The sequence below is a fragment of the Bacillus sp. JNUCC-21 genome, from assembly GCF_041222765.1.
Taxonomy (GTDB): domain Bacteria; phylum Bacillota; class Bacilli; order Bacillales; family Bacillaceae; genus Bacillus; species Bacillus velezensis.
In genome coordinates this window covers 1,903,312-1,922,782 of record NZ_CP166019.1, presented here as the reverse complement: position 1 = coordinate 1,922,782, position 19,471 = coordinate 1,903,312, and the positions used below count along the sequence as shown (strand labels likewise).

The 19,471-nt window shown below is 45.4% G+C and carries 21 protein-coding genes; 4 read left to right on the top strand and 17 right to left on the bottom strand.

What is annotated here, in order from left to right; genetic code table 11:
• Positions 1–70 precede the first annotated feature (70 nt).
• The 7 genes from JNUCC21_RS09565 to JNUCC21_RS09535 all read right to left on the bottom strand — a co-directional run bounded on the left by JNUCC21_RS09565 (position 71) and on the right by JNUCC21_RS09535 (position 7,340).
• Positions 71–1,072: a substrate-binding domain-containing protein gene (locus JNUCC21_RS09565; RefSeq protein ID WP_063095154.1), complete on the bottom strand. Its 1,002-nt coding sequence runs from the start codon at positions 1,070–1,072 to the stop codon at positions 71–73.
• A gap of 83 nt (positions 1,073–1,155) precedes the next feature.
• On the bottom strand, positions 1,156–1,992 hold the full coding sequence (locus JNUCC21_RS09560; RefSeq protein ID WP_015239937.1) for an SDR family oxidoreductase: 837 nt from the start codon (positions 1,990–1,992) through the stop codon (positions 1,156–1,158).
• On the bottom strand, positions 1,989–3,065 hold the full coding sequence (gene uxuA / locus JNUCC21_RS09555; protein ID WP_015239936.1) for a mannonate dehydratase: 1,077 nt from the start codon (positions 3,063–3,065) through the stop codon (positions 1,989–1,991). Before uxuA ends, JNUCC21_RS09560 begins: the two co-directional genes overlap by 4 nt.
• Before the next feature lies 1 nt (position 3,066).
• Positions 3,067–3,702: a bifunctional 2-keto-4-hydroxyglutarate aldolase/2-keto-3-deoxy-6-phosphogluconate aldolase gene (locus tag JNUCC21_RS09550; protein WP_012117658.1), complete on the bottom strand. Its 636-nt coding sequence runs from the start codon at positions 3,700–3,702 to the stop codon at positions 3,067–3,069.
• 13 nt (positions 3,703–3,715) lie between these two features.
• A complete protein-coding gene (locus JNUCC21_RS09545; protein WP_025284792.1) occupies positions 3,716–4,735 on the bottom strand; it encodes a zinc-binding alcohol dehydrogenase family protein in 1,020 nt (339 codons plus the stop codon).
• A 29-nt stretch (positions 4,736–4,764) separates the two neighbouring features.
• Positions 4,765–5,721 (bottom strand): sugar kinase, encoded by a 957-nt coding sequence (locus JNUCC21_RS09540; RefSeq protein WP_072589131.1) that lies wholly within the window; start codon positions 5,719–5,721, stop codon positions 4,765–4,767.
• Positions 5,722–5,921: 200 nt separating this feature from the next.
• Complete coding sequence (locus JNUCC21_RS09535) at positions 5,922–7,340, bottom strand: sodium:alanine symporter family protein (protein ID WP_012117655.1); 1,419 nt, start codon at positions 7,338–7,340, stop codon at positions 5,922–5,924.
• Between the two features lie 376 nt (positions 7,341–7,716).
• Here JNUCC21_RS09535 and JNUCC21_RS09530 point away from each other — a divergent pair, with 376 nt between their 5' ends.
• Together JNUCC21_RS09530 and JNUCC21_RS09525 are read left to right on the top strand one after the other, a co-directional pair.
• On the top strand, positions 7,717–8,070 hold the full coding sequence (locus JNUCC21_RS09530) for a hypothetical protein (RefSeq protein ID WP_003153956.1): 354 nt from the start codon (positions 7,717–7,719) through the stop codon (positions 8,068–8,070).
• 24 nt (positions 8,071–8,094) lie between these two features.
• Positions 8,095–8,220: a hypothetical protein gene (locus JNUCC21_RS09525; protein ID WP_003153957.1), complete on the top strand. Its 126-nt coding sequence runs from the start codon at positions 8,095–8,097 to the stop codon at positions 8,218–8,220.
• 52 nt (positions 8,221–8,272) lie between these two features.
• On the opposite strand, the gene parC is transcribed toward JNUCC21_RS09525, so the two are convergent.
• The 3 genes from parC to JNUCC21_RS09510 form a co-directional block, all read right to left on the bottom strand.
• The gene (parC, locus tag JNUCC21_RS09520; protein WP_012117653.1) at positions 8,273–10,696 is read right to left on the bottom strand and encodes a DNA topoisomerase IV subunit A; all 2,424 of its coding nucleotides are present in this window, start codon (positions 10,694–10,696) and stop codon (positions 8,273–8,275) included.
• A gap of 2 nt (positions 10,697–10,698) precedes the next feature.
• Complete coding sequence (parE, locus tag JNUCC21_RS09515) at positions 10,699–12,666, bottom strand: DNA topoisomerase IV subunit B (RefSeq protein WP_007611767.1); 1,968 nt, start codon at positions 12,664–12,666, stop codon at positions 10,699–10,701.
• 423 nt (positions 12,667–13,089) lie between these two features.
• Positions 13,090–13,497, bottom strand: a complete 408-nt coding sequence (locus tag JNUCC21_RS09510; protein ID WP_007410316.1) for a CoA-binding protein — start codon at positions 13,495–13,497, stop codon at positions 13,090–13,092.
• A gap of 151 nt (positions 13,498–13,648) precedes the next feature.
• On the opposite strand from JNUCC21_RS09510, the gene plsY reads away from it, so the two are divergent.
• Both plsY and JNUCC21_RS09500 read left to right on the top strand, forming a co-directional pair.
• Positions 13,649–14,230 carry a glycerol-3-phosphate 1-O-acyltransferase PlsY gene (plsY, locus tag JNUCC21_RS09505; protein WP_007410317.1) on the top strand — a complete coding sequence of 194 codons (582 nt, stop codon included), beginning with the start codon at positions 13,649–13,651 and terminating at the stop codon, positions 14,228–14,230.
• Between the two features lie 88 nt (positions 14,231–14,318).
• The gene (locus tag JNUCC21_RS09500; RefSeq protein WP_007410318.1) at positions 14,319–14,606 is read left to right on the top strand and encodes a HesB/YadR/YfhF family protein; all 288 of its coding nucleotides are present in this window, start codon (positions 14,319–14,321) and stop codon (positions 14,604–14,606) included.
• A gap of 33 nt (positions 14,607–14,639) precedes the next feature.
• Here the strand turns inward: JNUCC21_RS09500 and JNUCC21_RS09495 are convergent, their stop codons facing one another.
• The 7 genes from JNUCC21_RS09495 to acnA form a co-directional block, all read right to left on the bottom strand.
• Positions 14,640–14,939 (bottom strand): hypothetical protein, encoded by a 300-nt coding sequence (locus tag JNUCC21_RS09495; RefSeq protein WP_007410319.1) that lies wholly within the window; start codon positions 14,937–14,939, stop codon positions 14,640–14,642.
• A gap of 15 nt (positions 14,940–14,954) precedes the next feature.
• Entirely contained in the window at positions 14,955–15,371 is a 417-nt protein-coding gene (locus JNUCC21_RS09490; RefSeq protein WP_003153973.1) for a YbgC/FadM family acyl-CoA thioesterase, read from the bottom strand.
• An 86-nt stretch (positions 15,372–15,457) separates the two neighbouring features.
• On the bottom strand, positions 15,458–15,700 hold the full coding sequence (tlp, locus tag JNUCC21_RS09485) for a small acid-soluble spore protein Tlp (protein ID WP_007410320.1): 243 nt from the start codon (positions 15,698–15,700) through the stop codon (positions 15,458–15,460).
• A gap of 24 nt (positions 15,701–15,724) precedes the next feature.
• A complete protein-coding gene (locus tag JNUCC21_RS09480) occupies positions 15,725–15,871 on the bottom strand; it encodes an acid-soluble spore protein N (RefSeq protein ID WP_003153977.1) in 147 nt (48 codons plus the stop codon).
• Between the two features lie 63 nt (positions 15,872–15,934).
• On the bottom strand, positions 15,935–16,060 hold the full coding sequence (locus tag JNUCC21_RS09475) for an FbpB family small basic protein (protein WP_012117651.1): 126 nt from the start codon (positions 16,058–16,060) through the stop codon (positions 15,935–15,937).
• Between the two features lie 79 nt (positions 16,061–16,139).
• Positions 16,140–16,649, bottom strand: coding sequence for a redoxin domain-containing protein (locus JNUCC21_RS09470; RefSeq protein ID WP_007410322.1), 510 nt, complete (start codon positions 16,647–16,649; stop codon positions 16,140–16,142).
• Positions 16,650–16,710: 61 nt separating this feature from the next.
• A complete protein-coding gene (gene acnA / locus JNUCC21_RS09465; protein WP_017417878.1) occupies positions 16,711–19,437 on the bottom strand; it encodes an aconitate hydratase AcnA in 2,727 nt (908 codons plus the stop codon).
• Positions 19,438–19,471: the final 34 nt, after the last annotated feature.

Sequence of the window (19,471 nt, the reverse complement as noted above, 5' to 3'; positions counted from 1 at the left end):
ATCCCCTCTCATTTCATAATATTCAGACATTTAAATTGCCGGAGTAAACCGGTTTATGCAATGAAACCGGTTATCCGGATTGCCTTGCGAGCAGCGCCGGTTTATAGCGGTGAATCCGTTTTTCACCGCCATCTTTTTCTTGTATCTGGCGAAGAAGAAGGCTTCCCGCTTTTCGCGCCATTTCTGCCGCAGGCTGGACGATCGTCGTAATCGGAGGAGTAAAAAAACCCGCAAAAGGAACTTCATCAATTCCGATGACGGCTGCCTTATCCGGAATTGTCATATCATGCTCCTTCATATACTTCAGCACCTCAACAAGAACGATATCGTTTGCCGCCAATATCGCTTTCGGAGGCTCCTCAAGTGAGAACAACTCTGACAAAACAATAGAAATATCAGCCGCATCGGCTGTTTTGATATATTCGTCCCGCACCATCATTCCGTGGCGGTCAAGCGCCTTTTTATACCCTTCAATCCTTTCTACCCTCGGACTGATTTCCCGAATAATGGACGTCGTAATAATCGCAATTCTCTTAATGCCGCTTTCGATAAACCGGTCAACGGCAAGACCGGCTGCATGATGGTTATCAAGCATCACTGTCGGAATCCCGAGTTCTTCAATGGTTCTGTCCATAAACACGACCGGAAACGTATCGCGTTTCATCTTTTCATATAAAGAGAGATTTTCGCCCGTCGGAAAAATAATAATTCCGTCCACCTGCTTAGCCCGCAGCATTTCAATATATTTCTTTTCTTTTTCCGGTTCATCATCCGCATTGCAGACAATAATATGAAATCCTTGTTCATGAAAATAGTCTTCCACCGCCCTGATGACCTGAGTGGAAAAAGTGTGAAGAATATTAGCCACCACCACACCTACTGTAAATGTTGATTTCTGTTTTAAGCTGCGGGCGACGAAATTCGGCTGATAGTTCAGCTCTTGTATGGCCGCTTCTATTTTTTGTTTCGTTTTCTCGCTCATATAGTCATAGCGCTGATTTAAAAATTGAGATACGGTGCTTTTAGATACGTTTGCATATTTCGCCACATCAGAAATTGTAATGGTTTTCATAGACTCATCCCCGTCTGTCTTCATTTTTCACTAGTATAAGTCAGAAGTAAATGGTTTACAATCTGACAGGGACATGGATTCTGTCACACTCCGGAATAAGCCATAAAACCTCCGTCGACGGGAACGGTGACCCCGGTGACGAAGCCTGAGCATGAATCATCCGAAAGCCACAGGAGCGTTCCCAGAAGGTCTTCCGGTTTCCCGAAACGTTTCATCGGTGTATGTGCCATAATCTTATTGGATCGGTCTGTCAGACTTCCATCTTCCTGTAATAACAACCCACGGTTTTGCGCTGTCAAAAAGAAACCCGGAGCGATGGCATTCACCCGCAGCCCTTTTTTTGCGAAATGAACAGCCATCCACATCGTAAAATTCTGAATCGCCGCCTTGGCCGCGCTGTAGGCGGGCACCTTTGTCATCGGTGTATACGCACTCATAGAAGAAATATTAATAATCGCGGGACATTCCGCCTTCAGTAGGTCTTTTCCAAACACTTGCGATGCCAGAAATGCACCGGTAAAGTTGGTTGAAAATACGCTGGAAAACCCCGTTTCGTCCATATCAAAAAATGATGTGCCCTGCTCATCCTCTTCATACGTCTCACTGGCAGTGATCGCATCAGGGTGGTTTCCCCCGGCTCCGTTAATTAAAAGATTGACAGAACCAAACCGGCTGATAATCTCGTCTTTTGCCTTTTCGAGCGAATCACGGGCTGAAACATCAGCCGGTACAGAAACCGCGGTTCCTCCAGCGTCAGCAATCTCGCCCGCCGCACGCTCTGCTTTATCAGCATTCCGGCTGACGATCGCAATTTTCATCCCCTGCCGTGAAAGCTCCTTTGCCATTGCTGAACAGAGAACACCGCTCCCGCCTGTTATGACAGCGGTTCTTCCTGATAAACGTTCATGAATCGGTCTCATCTCTTCACCCCTTTCTCATGAGACGAGAACGCATCCCACAGCCCGTTCAAGTACATAATTCCTAAAGCACGATCATATAAACCATAACCCGGCCGGCATTGTTCGCCCCAGATATGACGGCCGTGATCAGGCCGTACATATCCTTTATAGTCTTGGCCGTGCAATTCTTTTACCACACCGGTAATATCAATGGACCCATCACTGGTAAGATGCGAAGTTTCCGTAAAATCACCGTTATCGCAGATTTTCACATTTCGTATATGGGCAAACGGCGCAGCTCCCGCATAGTGTTTGGTGATCTTCACCATATCATTGGCGGGATCCGCTCCCATCGAACCCGTGCACAACGTAATACAGTTGGCGGGTGAATCTGAAATCTCTTGCAGCTTTTCATAACTTTTCTCACCGGTGATAATACGGGGCAGGCCAAAAATTGACCAGGGCGGATCATCCGGATGAATGGCCATTTGAATGCCGTGTTCCTCCGCTACAGGAAGGATTTCATGTAAAAAGAATTCTAGATTGGCCCAAAGCTGTTTTTCATCAACCGTTTGATAGGCCTCAAACAGTTCCTTGATCCGGGCCATTTTCTCCGGCTCCCACCCGGGAAGCGTCAAATCAGAAGATTCTTCAACCGTGCGGATGAGTTCCTCCGGAGGGAGACTTTCCACTTTCGCTTTTTCAAAAAACAAAGCGGTTGACCCATCCTCCAGCGCGCGGAACATATCGGTACGCGTCCAGTCAAATATCGGCATGAAATTGTAACAGATGACTTTCACGCCGAATTCGGACAGATTGCGAATGGTCTGTTTATAGTGCTCAATATATTGTCCGCGTTCTTCATGACCGAGTTTAATGGCTTCATGAACATTCACGCTTTCCACGACCTCTGCATGAAACCCATAGGATTGAATGTATCTGACTTCCGCTTCAATGTCCTCCTTTTCCCATACTTCGCCCGCGGGCTTCTGGTGAAGAGCCCAGACGATGCCTTTGACCCCGGGAATTTGTCTGACATGTTCAAGAGTCACCGTATCATTACCTTGGCCGTACCAGCGAAACGTGATATTCATGTTATACCCCCGTATATTCGTTTTTTCGGCAGACGTATTCTTTGCTGAGGGATACGGCAGCTTCATAGCCGCCCTTTTGATATGCTTTTGTCAAGTCGCTTCCCACACCGACCGCGACCGCTCCGGCAGAGAGCCAGTCATTCATGCTGTTTAATGAGATACCCCCGGTCGGCATAATGCGGACATTCGGCAGAGGACCGTTGACCGACTTGATAAATGAAGGGTCAAACGAATTAGCGGGGAACAGCTTTACCACATCACATCCGGCTTCAAGCGCCAAAGCCATATCAGACACACTCATGCATCCCGGAAGATACGGTACGCTGTACTGGTTGCATAGAGATGCTATCTCTTTTACAAAATGAGAGCTGACGATAAATGAGGCGCCTGATAAAATGGCGTGTCTCGCCGTTTCTGTATCCATTACAGAACCGGCTCCAAGAAGAATATCTTGATGCCGGAGTTCCTTAAAGACATCTTCCACTTCAGGAGTTGTGTATGTAAGCTCAATGGCGCTGATACCTCCTGAAATGGCCGCTTTTGAAACTTCAAGCGCCTCTTGGCTGTTTTGTCCCCTTATGACAGCCACCACTTGTGCATGCAGAAGTTTTTCGTAAATGGCGTACTTAGGCAGCATTCTCGCTCCTCCTTTAATCAAACGTAATGATTGCTTTTCCCACCTTGCCCGGGTGCTGTTCGATCAACTGAAATGCTTGATGGACGTCATCTGCTGAAAATGTATGTGTAATAAGACCGCCGTGCGTTAACAGGCCTTTATTCAGTAAGTCTGTAATGTACGGAAACTGGTTCGTCTGCAATCTTGAACCGGTTATCGTGACTTCCTTTTTTGTGATCGGAAGCTGAGAAATGCCGGCAGTCCTCTCATCAAAACCAAGCACAACCACATGACCGGCCGGAGACACCGCGTCAATGGACGTTTCAAACGTTGAGGGGAGACAGACGGCATCAATGACGACATTGGCGCCTTCTTTTTTTGTCCATTCGTTCACCCGCAAAACGGGATCTTCTTTTTGCGCGTTGACGGTAACGTCCGCACCGTTTTTTTCAGCGAATGCCAAGCGTTCATCATTCAAGTCGGTTATCATGACGGAAGCGCCTTTGAACTTTGCCATTTTTAATATGCAGATTCCGATCGGTCCCGCCCCCTGAATCAAAACGGTATCTTCCTTCTCGACACGGCCTCTCCAAACGGCCTGGGCGCCGATCGTATATGGTTCTGCCATGACCGCTTCCTCCCAGGGCAGATCGCGGGAAACGGCATGCAGCTGCTTTTCCGGAACCACGATATATTCCCGCATCCCGCCATCTTCATGAACGCCGAACACCGAAAGCGCTTTGCAGACGTTCGGACGTCCTTTCCGGCAGGCATAGCATGTTCCGCAATAAGATATCGGTTCAATCACTACCCGGTCACCCGGCTTGAAACGCCGGACATGAGAACCGGTCTTTGCGACTTCCCCTGTGACTTCATGTCCGATTACTCTCGGCAGGGACGCTAACGGATTTGCCCCATGATAAATATGCAAATCTGATCCGCAAATTCCGACCCGCTTCACCTTGACAAGAACATCATCCGCGTGGACAACAGACGGTTTCTCACATTCCGTCACCACCAGATCAAATGCTTTCCGTACTAGAACCGCTTTCATTTTCTCACCCGCTTTTTAAGTTGTGCTTGCTACCGTTCAATCACAGTCTCTTTGTTTACAAATGACAGAACCTCTTCTAGATAGGGAAGCCCTTCATTGTCACCGGAAACTGTGGTGACGAGCGCACCGACCGCATTGGCAAACTCCAGACGTTTTTCCGGTTCAAAACCATGCAGATAACTGTACAGGTAGCCGGCATTAAAGCCGTCACCCGCTCCTACCGTGTCAACAGGCGCAACCGGGAAAGCCTCTTTGTGAATCCACTTATGATCATGATACAGCATAGAACCTGCTTCACCGTCTTTTATGACGAGCTGGCTGATTGAATAGGTCTCTGCAAACCGGGCTAATGCTTCATTTTCCCCTATACCTGTCAGCTGTTTCATTTCGTCCCGGCCCGCCAGAAGAATATCAGTATGCGGAAAGATTTGATGAAATGCCGCACGCGCCTCCTCAATCGTCCACAGCTTCAGCCTGATATTCGGATCAAAAGATACGGGAATCCCTCTTGCTTTGGCGATGGAAAGCACCCTTTCAGCAATTTCAAGATTTTTCTTATCAAGCGCGAGGAACACACCGGTAAGATGAACGATGTGAATGCCGTCAAACATATTCTCTGTTATATCTTCCGGTGCAAGAGTCAGAATTGGTGAATTGAAACGATAATAAAACGTCTTGCCTGAACCGTCATTTCTGATCTCTTTGACATTTAAAGATGTAGGAAAGCCTTCAACATAGGAGACGTCAGTCACATCAATTCCTTCTCCTTTGGCAAACTGATAAATCACTCTGCCGAACTCATCCTTCCCCAGTCTGCTGACCCACTTTGAGTGCAGATTCAATCTGGCGCATGCAATCGCAAAATTCAGTTCAGCTCCTCCTGCTTTTCGTTCAAAATGGGTAACAAAACGCAAAGGTCCTGTGCTTGCGGGATTTAAGGTGATCATCGCATCACCGATCGTAAAAATGCCATAATCAGAAGCCACATCAATACTCCTTTCTTTGAAGACTAAATCGGTTTGGTAAACCGGTTTAGTAAAACTTTATATGAAAACCCTTACACACGCAAGAGAAAAATACAATAAATTCAAAAAACTGTTTTCGGTAAAAAAACCCGGTTTTTCACATAAAAAAAACCCTCACAACAAAATGTAAGGGGTTTTTTGAAAATTGTATGCATGTTTCCTCAGTTAGCAGTCTTACGTTCGGGGCTTGTACCTTCTTCTTCCGCCCATGTTTCAATATGCTTGAGCTCCGGGGTATTCTCGGCTTTGAATACAGGATCAAGACCTTTTTTGCGCTGAGCGGCATAATCTTTATAGATCTTGTAGGCTACATTACTCAGCAGTAAGATTGCCACTAAGTTAATGAGAGCCAAGAGTCCCATAAACAAGTTTGCCATGTCCCAGACGATCTGGAAGTCAGCCAAACATCCGTACACCACCATCACTACAACGAATACGCGGTAAATATTAAGCCATGTTTTGCTTGTTTTAATAAATTCAATATTCGTTTCACCATAGTAATAGTTGCCGACGACAGAGCTGAATGCGAATAAAAACATCGCAATCGCAATAAATGTCGGCGCCCAGCCGCCGAGGTGGTGCTGCAATGCGGCTTGTGTCACTTGGATGCCGTCGCCTTTAGGCGTAAAGCTGTACAATAAAATGATAAAAGCGGTCGATGTACAAACGATAAATGTATCAAAAAACACGCCGAGCGTCTGAATTAATCCCTGCTTAGCCGGATGCGACACATGTGCAGCCGCTGCGGCATTCGGCGCGCTTCCCATACCCGCTTCGTTTGAAAACAGGCCGCGCTGCGCACCGATAATAATGATGCTTCCTAAGCTTCCGCCGACGATCTGCTCAAGACCAAACGCATTTTTCACAATCGTCATAAGCAATTCAGGTACCGCTGTAATATTTACAATCACGACATACAGCGCGATCAGAATATACATACCCGCCATGACCGGAACGATAAATTGCGAAACGGATACAACACGTTTCAGCCCGCCGAATATAATGAAAGCCGTTAATACAGCTAAAATGATTGCGATAACTGTTTTATTCACATGGAATGCTTCGTCAAACGCCACAGAAATCGTATTTGACTGCACGGCGTTAAAGATAAGTCCGAAAGAAACGGTAATCAATACGGCGAATAAAATACCGAGCCAGCGGGCGCCCAGTCCCTTTGCCATGTAATATGCCGGACCGCCGCGGAATTCGTCACCGGAACGCACTTTATACAGCTGCGCCAAGGTGCTTTCCACAAAGCTGGAAGCCATACCGACAATCGCTACGATCCACATCCAAAATACTGCGCCGGGACCGCCTGTTGCAATCGCCAGCGCAACGCCGGTCAAGTTTCCGGTTCCGACACGAGAAGCGGCTGAGATAAAGAATGCCTGCATTGAAGACACTCCTTTATTTCCTTGCGGCTTCTCCCCGACGATTCTAAACATTTCAATAAAGTATTGGAATTGAATAAAGCGAAAACGGAACGTAAAGTACAATCCGATCCCGACTAAAATATAAACAAGATACTTCCAAATAAAATCATTTGGAACATTTATGATTTCACTGATGAAAGCCTCCATGTTTAACCTCCCTTTTACATATCTTTTACTGTCATTTTTGCTGCATATGTTAGATCTTTTAACACAACGAGTATTATTATATCACAACAACAGTGGTTGAGAAGTTTTTTTAAGAAAATGTTTCGGTTTCTACATCACGTCTTTTGCTGTCATGCCCCGTTTTTTATCTTACAGCCCGAAAAATGTTGTCACGTCATAAGGAATGCGTGCATATCATAACAAATAGGTCTTTAAGAAAAAAGAGATGAAAAGATGGATGGAATGGTATATACTTAACCAGGATAATAATTTTTTAAATTTAATAAATATGTTTACTTTACATTTAAATTAGGGTATTATAATAAAAATATTCAGACTTATGAAGGGGGGAGAACATTTGAAAAAAATCTTGTTTTTAAAAGCTTCTATTTTATTTTTAGCGATTGCAAGCTTTCATTTGCTCTCCATTCCCCATGCGTTTGATACTGCTCATCATTTTAAAGCGGTAGCCGACCAGCAGGAAATGCACGAAATGAAGGCCGGCCAAAATGCTGATGATGAGAAAAAATCGCTGACGGGCTCATATATCTTGACGGCGCTTTTTGCCGCTTCTGTCTCACTGATCGTGATATCAGACAGGAGACGCCCCGCTTCCCGGAGAAGACAGCGAAAGAAAAGCTTTTTAATCGCTAAATTTTATCAGTCCTCTTATTTCGATGAGCTTCATGTTCAACATCGCCTATCTATGTAACATAAAATGAGGAGGTTGTTAAACATGTTGTTTATCTTACGAATGGTGATTTTAGGGTTATTTTCATTCACTGCATTGAATTTATTTGTATGGCAGGGAATCGAAGTCATTCACGCTATCACTGACTTATTCGGCAGCCATGAAAGCTAAATAGTAAAACCTCCGCTCAATGAGCGGAGGTTTTTTTATTTTATTTTTACTCTTAAACATCAGACGCGGGGATACGCCATACATCTGTTACCGGCCCTGTCTCATCTTCATCGGTAAAGAAGGAACCGTTGCTGTATCGGTCATTCGCCCGCAAGGACTTCACGGCGATTTCAATTCTCTCGCCTTTTTCTGTTTCCGCAGCGATCATGTCGGCTAAAGCGCACGCGAATACGCCGACTGCGCGATGCGGGTTCTTTTTAAGCTCACGCAGCATGATGACACCGCGCTTCGCCCTGGATGTTTTTTCGAATTCAGATAGGTTCATCCGCTTGATTGCTCCCCGCTGTGTGACAAGGACAAGCGAATCTGTCTCATGCAGGATTTGTCCTGATACGACGGTATCACCGTCTTTTACATTTATGCCCTTTACGCCGGCCGCACGGGCACCGACTACATTTACTTCATCTTCACCGAACCATAAACCGTACCCGAGGCGGGTGGCGATAAACAGCTGGCTGCCGCCGTCTGTGACATGAACATCAATCAGCTCGTCGTCCCCTTTAAGGTTAAGGGCAACAAGCGCTTTCGAGTAACGCTGCGCTTTGTAATGCGTCATTTCAGTTCTCTTCACCATGCCGTTTTTCGTCATAAACAATAAATATGAAGATGGATCAAATTCTTTTACCGGTATAGCTTTCACGATGGTTTCATCACGGTCAATCGTGATGATGTTCGTTACGTGCTGCCCCATGTCTTTCCACCTGATATCGGGAAGCTGGTGAACCGGACAATAAACATAGCTTCCCTTATTGGTAAAGAGCAGGAGAACATCCGTTGTATTCATTTCAAATTGGTGAATCAGCCTGTCAGTATCCTTCATACCGAAATCCTGGCCGTTAGAAGCGGCAAATGACCGCTGACTTGTTCGTTTTACATAGCCGTCTTTTGTGACTGTCACATATACGTCCTCAGAGGCTACCATGACTTCAAGATTGATTTTAATTTCCTCAATCTTTTCTTCAATGACAGACCGTCTGCTGTCAGCATAGGTCTTTTTCAATTTTTTCAGGCTGCTTGTAATGACTTTTAACAGCTTTTTATCATGACTTAAAATGGCTTCGAGCTCCTGAATTTTCTTGCTGAGCTCTTCCGCTTCCTCTTTTAGCGCCGTAATATCCGTGTTTGTCAGACGATACAGCTGCAAGGATACGATCGCTTCGGCCTGCGGCTCCGTAAATGTGAATTTAGACATTACGTTTTGTTTCGCATCTTTCTTGTCGCTGCTTGCCCGGATGACGGCTATGACCTCATCTAACACAGACAGTGCCTTCATCAGTCCTTCAACGATGTGGTGCCGCTCTTTTGCTTTTTGCAATTCAAAGACGGAGCGGTTTGTCACCACTTCCTTCTGGTGGGAAATATACGCATCCAGGATGGCCGTAAGACTCATCAGCATCGGCCGGCGGTTATGTATGGCGACCATATTAAAGTTATAAGTTGTCTGCAGATCAGTGTTTTTATATAAGAAATTCAAAATGCCTTTTGCATCGGCTTCTTTCTTTAACTCAACGACCACCCGAAGCCCCGTGCGGTCAGTTTCATCCCGGACTTCAGAAATGCCTTCGACTTTTTTGTCTATGCGGTATTCATCCATTTTCTTTACGAGATTGGCTTTGTTTACTTCAAACGGAATTTCTGTAATGACGATCTGCTCCCGTCCGCCTCTTACGGATTCCACTTCAGCCTTGCCGCGGATAATAATTTTGCCTTTCCCGGTTTCATAAGCCTTCCGAATGCCGTCGACTCCTTGAATAATGCCTCCTGTCGGAAAGTCAGGCCCTTTAATCACCTGCATCAAGTCATCGACGGTGCAATCCGGAGATTCAATCCGTTTAATGACGGCATCAATGACCTCACCCAGATGATGAGGGGGAATATCAGTCGCATAGCCCGCTGAAATCCCGGTTGATCCGTTGACAAGCAAGTTAGGGAACATGGCGGGCAAAACAACCGGTTCTTTACTAGTGTCATCAAAGTTCGGAACGAATTCAACCGTATTTTTATCAATGTCACGCAAAAGCTCTGATGCGATAGAAGATAATCTCGCTTCCGTATAACGCATGGCAGCCGGCGGATCACCGTCAATGCTTCCATTGTTGCCGTGCATCTCAATCAGGACATTCCGCACTTTCCAATCCTGGCTCATCCGCACCATCGCTTCATAAACGGAGCTGTCACCGTGCGGATGATAATTACCGATAACGTTTCCGACCGTTTTCGCCGCTTTACGGAAATTTTTATCGAAAGTATTTCCGTCTGCGTGCATGGCGTATAAAATTCTCCGCTGCACCGGCTTTAAACCGTCACGAGCATCAGGCAGCGCCCTGTCTTGAATAATGTATTTACTGTAGCGTCCGAAACGGTCGCCGATTACTTCTTCTAACGGTAAATCATGAAATAATTCTGGCTGTGCCACTATTAAACCTCCTCAGCGACCGACAAGTTTTCATTTTCTAAAATATTGCTTTCCTCATCTAATCCGAAGGCAACATTTTTTTCAATCCATTTTCTTCTCGGTTCTACTTTGTCTCCCATTAATGTCGTTACACGGCGCTCTACCCGTGCCGCATCGTCGATCTTGACTCTGACGAGCGTTCGCGATTCGGGATTCATCGTCGTTTCCCAGAGCTGGTCTGCGTTCATTTCTCCCAGACCTTTATAGCGCTGGATGGTATACCCTTTGCCGACTTTCTTTAAAACGCCGTCCATTTCTTCGTCGGACCAAGCATATTCAATAATCTCTTTCTTACCGCTTCCTTTGCTCACTTTGTAAAGAGGCGGAAGGGCGATGAAGACTTTTCCGTGCTCGATTAAAGGTTTCATATAGCGGTAGAAAAATGTTAACAGCAAGACTTGAATGTGCGCGCCGTCGGTATCCGCGTCCGTCATGATGATGATCTTGTCATAATTGATGTCGTCTATCTCAAAATCTGCGCCGACACCGCCTCCGATCGCATGAATAATCGTATTGATTTCTTCATTTTTGAAGATGTCTGCAAGCTTTGCTTTCTCTGTGTTGATGACCTTTCCGCGAAGGGGCAGCACGGCTTGGAATTTCCGGTCTCTTCCCTGTTTTGCAGAACCTCCCGCAGAGTCTCCCTCCACCAGATACAATTCATTCTTCGCCGGATTTCTGGAACCGGCCGGTGTGAGTTTTCCGCTCAGCGTCGCTTCTGATTTTTTGCGTTTTTTGCCGCTTCTCGCTTCTTCTCTCGCTTTACGGGCCGCTTCACGGGCCTGACTTGCTTTAATCGCTTTTTTGACAAGCAGGGTTGCTGTATCGCGGTTTTCTTCCAGGAAATAAGCAAGATTCTCGGAAATGACGGCATCCGCGGCGGATCTCGCCTCACTTGTGCCAAGCTTCCCTTTCGTCTGGCCTTCAAATTGCAGCAGTTCCTCCGGGATACGCACGGAAATGATTGCGGACAAACCTTCCCTGATGTCGGCGCCTTCAAGGTTCTTGTCTTTCTCTTTTAAAAGGGCGACCTTTCGCGCGTACTCGTTAAACGCTCTTGTCATTGCCGTTTTGGCTCCTGATTCGTGGGTGCCGCCGTCCTTTGTTCTGACGTTATTAACGAATGACAGCATATTTTCTGAATACCCGTCATTAAACTGAAACGCGAAATCGACTTCAATGTCATGATGCTCGCCTTCAAAGGAAACCACTTCGCATAAAGCGTCTTTTTCCTCGTTTAGATAAGCGACAAATGCTTCAATTCCGTTCTCATAATAAAATACTTCTTTTACGCCGTTCCGTTCATCAATTAATTCTATTTTCAAACCTTTTAACAAGAAAGCCGATTCGCGCAGACGTTCTGACAGTGTGTCAAAATTATAAACCGTTGCGCTGAACATTGACGGATCAGGTTTAAAATGGGTAAGCGTTCCCGTTTTTTTGGTCGTTCCGATTTTTTCAAGTGAAGTCACGGGCTTGCCGCCGTTTTCAAACCGCTGTTTATACACATATCCGTCACGCTCAATAGTAACCGTCAGCCACTCCGATAATGCGTTTACGACAGATGCGCCGACACCATGCAGACCGCCGCTTGTTTTATAGCCGCCCTGTCCGAATTTCCCCCCGGCATGCAGCACGGTGAAAATAACTTCCGGCGTCGGCTTTCCGAGCTTATGCATCCCGGTCGGCATTCCGCGTCCTCTGTCCTGTACGGAGATGCTGTTGTCCTTATGTATCGTTACGATAATATGATCTCCGTAGCCGGCAAGAACTTCATCGACGGAATTGTCGACGATCTCATATACCAGATGGTGCAGGCCGCGTGCGTCCGTCGAACCGATGTACATTCCCGGTCGTTTTCTGACGGCTTCCAGGCCTTCAAGCACCTGTATGGCATCTTCGTTGTAATCAAATTGCTGTTTTCTAGCCAAACGTACAAACCCCTTTCAAAAAACCTGCTCTTAATCATTTTCTTTTTTAAATGTTTTCATGTCTTTGTTTTTCAGTATGCGCAAGCTTCGGTCCAATTCTCCTCGGACTCACAATTATAACCAATATGCTTGATTTCGCAACATATTTAAGCGAATGGCTCGTTTTTTAGGCCGCAAGACATACATTCGAACGGCTTTTCATCTTTTTGGTGCCCTTTTCAGCGGATAAGAACATGAGTTCGCTTTCTATTATATAGCTTTATGCCGGCCATCGCAAACAGACTGTAAACCCCTGTATAAAGGGGTTTCTAAAAAAGCTGTTCATGCTTTATTGTATCTGTTTCATCATCATACGCAAAGAGTATTCTTTCAATAAAAAAGCAAAAACCCCTGATTTGCCAAGGATTTTTGCCTTTTTTGTTCCTATTTTATAACAGCGCGGGCGACTTTTATACATAAATCCATAACAGCCGTCCGTCCTTTGTCTGTAATCATGCGATACGCTTCTTCATTTGCAAGGCCCTGCTGCGCCCAAAAAACAGGAGCGTCCGTCTGTAAAAATTCTTCAGCGACGCCGGGAAGCTGCTCAGAGCGTCTGAACACATTCACGATATCAATCGGTCCCTCCACGTCTTTTAATGAAGCGACGGCTTTAACGCCAAGCGCCTCATCAATCGTTGGATTGACGGGAATAATTTCATACCCTTCATCCTGCATCGCTTTGGAAACCATGTAAGAAGTCCGGTCGGGACGGTCTGACAGCCCGACGACTGCGATCCGTTTGCTCCGATCCAGAATTTCTTTAATCTCTGATTTTGAAGGATTTTGCATCTTTACCATCTCCTTTTGATATATTGTACATGACAGCTTCGCCGGAATCAAAAAAAGCGCTTTGTCAGCTTAATTCTCAAAAAACTTGTCATCAGACGGTAACAACTCGTGTTAAAATAGAGTGAAGGGACATTGAAAAGGAGAAATGTAGATGTTGATTGCTTTATTGATTATTTTGGCCTATGTAATAGGCAGCATCCCGTCAGGTTTAATCGTAGGCAAACTTGCGAAAGGGATCGATATTAGAGAACACGGAAGCGGCAATTTGGGCGCTACAAATGCTTTTCGCACGCTTGGCGTTAAAGCGGGATCTGTTGTCATCGCAGCCGATATTTTAAAAGGCACCTTGGCCGCGGCGCTCCCATATTTACTGCACGTCCCCATTCATCCTCTTCTCGCAGGGGTGGCAGCAGTAATCGGCCATGTATTCCCCGTGTTCGCAAAGTTTAAGGGAGGCAAAGCCGTAGCCACATCAGGGGGCGTCCTGCTGTTTTATGCTCCGCTGTTATTCGTTACGATGGTTGCAGTATTTTTCGTATTTTTATTCCTTACGAAATTTGTTTCTCTGTCTTCAATGTTAACAGGGATTTATACGATTATTTACTGTCTGTTTGTAAAAGACCCTTATTTATTAGTCGTAGTGACGCTCTTGACCGCGTTTGTTATCTACAGACACAGGGCAAACATCAAACGGATTATAAACAAAACAGAACCGAAGATCAAATGGTTTTGATGAAACTTCAATTTTGACATCAAAATGCCATATGCGTTTATAATAGAGATAATTTCTTTATATGAGAAACAAAAAGGGAGTGTTCCGGATGAACATGAAAGTAACGAAAGGCGCGCTGGATTGGTACAAAGAAGAGCTCGATCTGGAAACAGGCGACCATGTCCGTTTCTTTGTCCGTTACGGGGGATGCAGCAACGTTCAGAAAGGCTTTTCTCTCGGCATTTTAAAAGACCGGCCGATGAACATCGGCACCAGCACGGAAGTTGAAGGCATTACCTTTTTTATTGAAGAAAGCGACTTATGGTACTTTGATAATCACGATTTGTCAGTCACATATTCAGATCAGGCAGAAGAGCCGGTATTTGATTACGTGTAAGAAAAAAAGAACGCAGCGGATGCGTTCTTTTTTTTACAGCCTGAACCTTTTGAGATGATCAGTGAGATGTTCTTTTTCTAATATGCTTCTTTGCGTATCACCGAGCAGGTCAAAGTGGGGAAATTCATTTTTATGGTGAATCCACTCCGGCTTCAGCCCGTACTCCGCTCCCCATCTGATCAGTTTATTGAGATCGCTTGAACCGGCCTTCGTCACGGTCTTAGCCTCCGGAAAGCGGTCGTCCAGCCAGTAATGCGTTAAAAAAGCGATTTTCCCTTCCGATACATCCCGCTTCCATCTTTCCAGTTCCTTACGCGTAATTCCAAATGCCATAACTGCAGCCGCTCCTTATTTTTTTGCCTTTTCGTAAGCGGCATGCCAATCAGGAAAAGCCTTGCGAAACTGAATCGGTTTGAAGCTCTCTTTATCAACGCATATATGAGAGGATGTCGCTTTGATGGCAAGTTCTTGATCCGGATTATAGATGTGGTAGCCGTAAACGGTTTTAAATCCGTTATATTCTTCAATCCAAGTATGTACGACAGCCGTTTCTCCGTAGCGGAGCGGCTTTTTATAAGAAATGCTGATATCCAATACAGGGGACAGCACTCCTCTGTCTTCCATATCCTTGTAAAGGAATCCGAGTTCCTTAATCAACGCCGTTCTGCCGACCTCCATCCAGACTAAGTAATTGGCATGATAGACGATGCCCATTTGATCTGTTTCCGCATAACGCACTTCTATTTCTTTTTTTGACACATGCAACGTTCTCTGCTCCCTTATTATCAGATTAGCCCCATTTTATCACAACGAGCCGGAAAGAGAAAAAAACCAGGTTTCCCTGGTTTTTATTATGATTGATAGCCGTTTTCTCTTGCAGCCGATTCATCCTGGATTTCACTGCGGAACGATTCAATGCTTTCATTGCGTCTGGCATTCTTCTCTTGAATGCGCTGTTTTTCCTCATCTGTCGCAAATTCCATTGATTCTTTGGCTTCTTCTATATTTTCAATTGTATTCTGCACCATATCCTGCAGCTTTTCAACGTTATCGGAACGGTCATCCGGATTCGGTTTTTGATAATTGTTTGTCATAATGTCTGCTCTCCTTTGATGATGTTATTCGCCTTTCGTCTGCATGACAATCGGATGTCCGTTTGACTTGTCATGAAACTTTTCCCCTTTGTTGCGTTTATATTTAACGGGTTTTGTCCCTAAGTGGCTCGGAGCGTATTGCGGCTGGCCGTCTTTCTTGTTTATGCCCATGTTCATCCCTCCTTAAGAGTATATTTTGCAAAAGGAGGTGCAAACATGACTGCAAATTAAAGGTTATTTTTGTTTGAACCGCTGCTCCAGCTTTTCTTCAAGCTGATTCAAATATTCCGTATTGGTCATCAGCTCACGTTTATTTTCCATAACCAATTCATGAAAAGAACGTTTTCGCATTTTTTTCAATCTTCTCACCTCCGTGTTTTCATTCATTTTTTCCAATTTTTCAAAACCTAAGCCCTCCACAAATAAAAAAACTGAACCTCTATTTGAGATCCAGTTTTTCTTTCATTTCTTTTTTTGTCATCGTGCCTACGCGAATATGCTGAATGGTTCCTTCTTCGTCTAATATGTATGTTGTCGGATAAGAAAGCACGTTGAAATCTCCGTTAATTCCGCTTTTGTCAATCAGAATAGGAAAGGTCAGCTGATAATGATCAGCAAATGATTTCACAGCCTGTATATTTTTTTCAGAGGACGTAAAATTAACGGCTGCTACCGCAATATCAGGATATTCTTTCTGCAGCTCCTGCATATCGGGCATTTCCATTCGGCACGGCTTGCACCACGTCGCCCAGAAATTGAGGAGCACTTTTTTTCCTTTATAATCAGAAAGGGAGATGCTTTTTCCTGACAATGTATCAAGTGTAAAGTCAGGGGCTTTCATCCCTTCTTCTGTCCCTTCTTTCGGACTTTTTTGTACAGAATAAATGTTCCAGCCCGCATACACTAACAACCCGATAAGTAACATTCCGCCCAGCCATTTCGCAAGCATCTCAAGGCCTCCCGCATAAAAAGAGAGAAAGCAGACTGCTTTCTCTCCTTTGTTCATTCTGCTACTGTTTCATTTTATCGCGAAGCACCATTTGTAAAATGCCGCCGTGGCGATAGTAATCAATTTCCACTTCACTGTCAAAACGGACAACAACTTCAAATGTTTTTACCGTACCGTCTTCACTGATTGCTCTGACAGTCAGCAAGTCGCGCGGACGTACAGATTCATCAACATCCACCTCGATGACTTCCTTACCGGTTAAGCCGAGTGTATCCGCGTTTTCACCCTGTTTGAACTGAAGCGGCAGCACACCCATGAAGACGAGGTTGCTTCTGTGAATTCTTTCAAAGCTTTCGGCAATGACTGTTCTGATGCCGAGCAGGTTTGTTCCTTTTGCAGCCCAGTCACGTGAAGAGCCCATTCCGTAATCTTTTCCGGCCAGGACGACAAGACCCGTTTTATCTTCTTTATACCGCATGCAGGCATCATAAATAGATGTCACTTTCCCGGTAGGCCAATGTGTTGTGTATCCGCCTTCTGTACCCGGTGCGATTTGGTTTTTAATGCGGATATTGGCGAATGTTCCTCTCATCATGACTTCATGGTTTCCGCGGCGTGAGCCGTAAGAGTTAAAGTCACGAGGAGAAACGCCTTTTTCCTGCAGGTATTTGCCCGCCGGTGTGTCTTTTCCGATCGCTCCGGCCGGAGAAATGTGGTCAGTCGTCACAGAATCGCCGAATTTGCCGACAACGCGAAGTCCTCTTAAAGGCTCAACTTTTCCCGGCTCTACAGACATTTCCTCAAAGAACGGCGGGTTTTGAATGTAAGTGGAATCCTGATCCCACTTGTACAGCGCTTCATCCGTCGTTTCGATTTCGTTCCAGCGCTGGTTGTCGTCAAATACCGTTTCATACTCTTTGCGGAATAATTCCGGCGTAACAGTCTGTTTGACGAGAGAATTGATTTCATCCATGGACGGCCAGATGTCATCGAAATAAACATTTTGTCCGTCATTTCCGACACCGATCGGATCCGTTTTCAGGTTGATATTCACAGTGCCTGCTAATGCGTATGCGACAACAAGCGGAGGTGACGCAAGGTAGTTTCCTTTGACAAGCGGATGGATCCGGCCTTCAAAGTTTCTGTTACCTGACAAGACAGAAGTGATCAAGAGATCATTTTTAGCAACCGCTTCTTCAATCTCTGGAGAAAGCGGGCCGGAGTTCCCGATACATGTCGTACAGCCATACCCTACGAGGTTAAAGCCGAGCTCCTTCATGTAAGGAAGCAGGCCTGAGTTGACTAAGTATCCAGTAACAACCTTAGACCCCGGTGCAAGTGATGTTTTCACATAATTCGGCACTTTCAAGCCTAATTCTACCGCTTTTTTGGCTACCAATCCGGCACCGATTAATACATAAGGGTTTGATGTATTCGTACAGCTTGTAATAGCGGCGATTGCAATCGCCCCTGTTTTCATAACCGCATCTTCGCCGCTGTTAAGTTTAAATGAAATTTCTTTGTTCTCTTCAGCAGCATCCGCTCCGAATCCTTGGTTGCCGGCCGGGCTGACAAGATGTTTTTTAAACGTTTCCTGCATAACGGAAAGCGGGATTAAATCCTGCGGACGTTTCGGTCCTGATAGGTTCGCTTCAATTTTTGACAGATCAATTTCCACAACGTCTGTAAAAATCGGCTCTTCCGCGTCAGGCGTATAGAATAAACCGTTGTTGCGGCAGTATGCTTCCACAATATCGATCTGCTCTTCTTCACGGCCGGTCAGACGCAGGTAAGAAAGTGCTTCCTCGTCAACCGGGAAGAATCCGCAAGTCGCTCCGTATTCCGGCGCCATATTGGCAATAGTCGCACGATCCGCAAGCGGAAGCTCAGCAACACCAGGACCGAAGAATTCAACAAATTTATTGACTACGCCTTTTTCGCGCAGCACTTGAGTGACTTTCAGCGCCAAGTCAGTCGCCGTCGTTCCGTTAGGCAATTTTCCGACAAGTTTCGCGCCGATGACCTCAGGAACAGGGAAATATGAAGGCTGGCCGAGCATTCCCGCTTCCGCCTCAATACCGCCGACACCCCAGCCGAGGACGCCGATTCCGTTAATCATTGTTGTATGGGAATCTGTTCCCACCAATGTATCAGGATATGTCACAAGTTCTCCGTCTTCCTCTTTCGTATGAACGACACTTGCCAAAAACTCAAGGTTTACCTGGTGAACGATACCTGTTGCAGGCGGAACGGCCTGATAATTGTTAAACGCTTTCTTTGCCCAGCTTAAAAATTTATAACGTTCTGCATTTCTTTCGAATTCTAAGTCCATATTAATGGCTAACGCGTCTTCCGTACCGGCTTTGTCGACTTGTACGGAGTGGTCAATGACCAGGTCAACCGGAATTTCAGGATTGATTTTATCAGGGTCTCCGCCGACAGAAGCCATGGCTTTTCTTAAAGATGCCAAGTCAACTACGGCCGGAACGCCGGTAAAGTCCTGTAGAATAACCCGTGACGGTTTAAACGGCACATCGATATCTTTTAATTCAGCAGTACCCCATCTTGCTAAATTTTCAACATGTTCTTTTGTAATGACGCGTCCGTCTACCTGACGCAAAACGGATTCCAAAAGAACCTTAATAGAATAAGGAAGTTTTGAAACATTGCCGACCCCTGCGTCTTCCAATGCTTTTAATGAATAGTAGTTGTATGTTTTCCCATTTGAAGAAAATGTTTTTCTTGCTTGGAAAACGTCTTGTGTTGCGACTTTTTGCTGATTTGTCATTTCCCAAAATCCCCCTTCAATGATCAAGATCGTC

Excerpts from the sequence above, each read along its gene's own strand:
- JNUCC21_RS09535 (WP_012117655.1), bottom strand. The coding sequence starts at position 7,340 with ATGGAGGCTTTCATCAGTGAAATCATAAATGTTCCAAATGATTTTATT.
- JNUCC21_RS09500 (WP_007410318.1), top strand. The coding sequence starts at position 14,319 with ATGAACATGAAAGTAACGAAAGGCGCGCTGGATTGGTACAAAGAAGAG.
- acnA (WP_017417878.1), bottom strand. The coding sequence starts at position 19,437 with ATGACAAATCAGCAAAAAGTCGCAACACAAGACGTTTTCCAAGCAAGA.
- JNUCC21_RS09565 (WP_063095154.1), bottom strand. The coding sequence starts at position 1,072 with ATGAAAACCATTACAATTTCTGATGTGGCGAAATATGCAAACGTATCT.
- JNUCC21_RS09525 (WP_003153957.1), top strand. The coding sequence starts at position 8,095 with ATGTTGTTTATCTTACGAATGGTGATTTTAGGGTTATTTTCATTCACT.
- JNUCC21_RS09480 (WP_003153977.1), bottom strand. The coding sequence starts at position 15,871 with ATGGGCATAAACAAGAAAGACGGCCAGCCGCAATACGCTCCGAGCCAC.
- JNUCC21_RS09510 (WP_007410316.1), bottom strand. The coding sequence starts at position 13,497 with ATGCAAAATCCTTCAAAATCAGAGATTAAAGAAATTCTGGATCGGAGC.
- tlp (WP_007410320.1), bottom strand. The coding sequence starts at position 15,700 with ATGACAAACAATTATCAAAAACCGAATCCGGATGACCGTTCCGATAAC.
- uxuA (WP_015239936.1), bottom strand. The coding sequence starts at position 3,065 with ATGAATATCACGTTTCGCTGGTACGGCCAAGGTAATGATACGGTGACT.
- plsY (WP_007410317.1), top strand. The coding sequence starts at position 13,649 with ATGTTGATTGCTTTATTGATTATTTTGGCCTATGTAATAGGCAGCATC.
- JNUCC21_RS09470 (WP_007410322.1), bottom strand. The coding sequence starts at position 16,649 with ATGCTTGCGAAATGGCTGGGCGGAATGTTACTTATCGGGTTGTTAGTG.
- JNUCC21_RS09495 (WP_007410319.1), bottom strand. The coding sequence starts at position 14,939 with ATGGCATTTGGAATTACGCGTAAGGAACTGGAAAGATGGAAGCGGGAT.
- JNUCC21_RS09545 (WP_025284792.1), bottom strand. The coding sequence starts at position 4,735 with ATGAAAGCGGTTCTAGTACGGAAAGCATTTGATCTGGTGGTGACGGAA.
- JNUCC21_RS09550 (WP_012117658.1), bottom strand. The coding sequence starts at position 3,702 with ATGCTGCCTAAGTACGCCATTTACGAAAAACTTCTGCATGCACAAGTG.
- JNUCC21_RS09560 (WP_015239937.1), bottom strand. The coding sequence starts at position 1,992 with ATGAGACCGATTCATGAACGTTTATCAGGAAGAACCGCTGTCATAACA.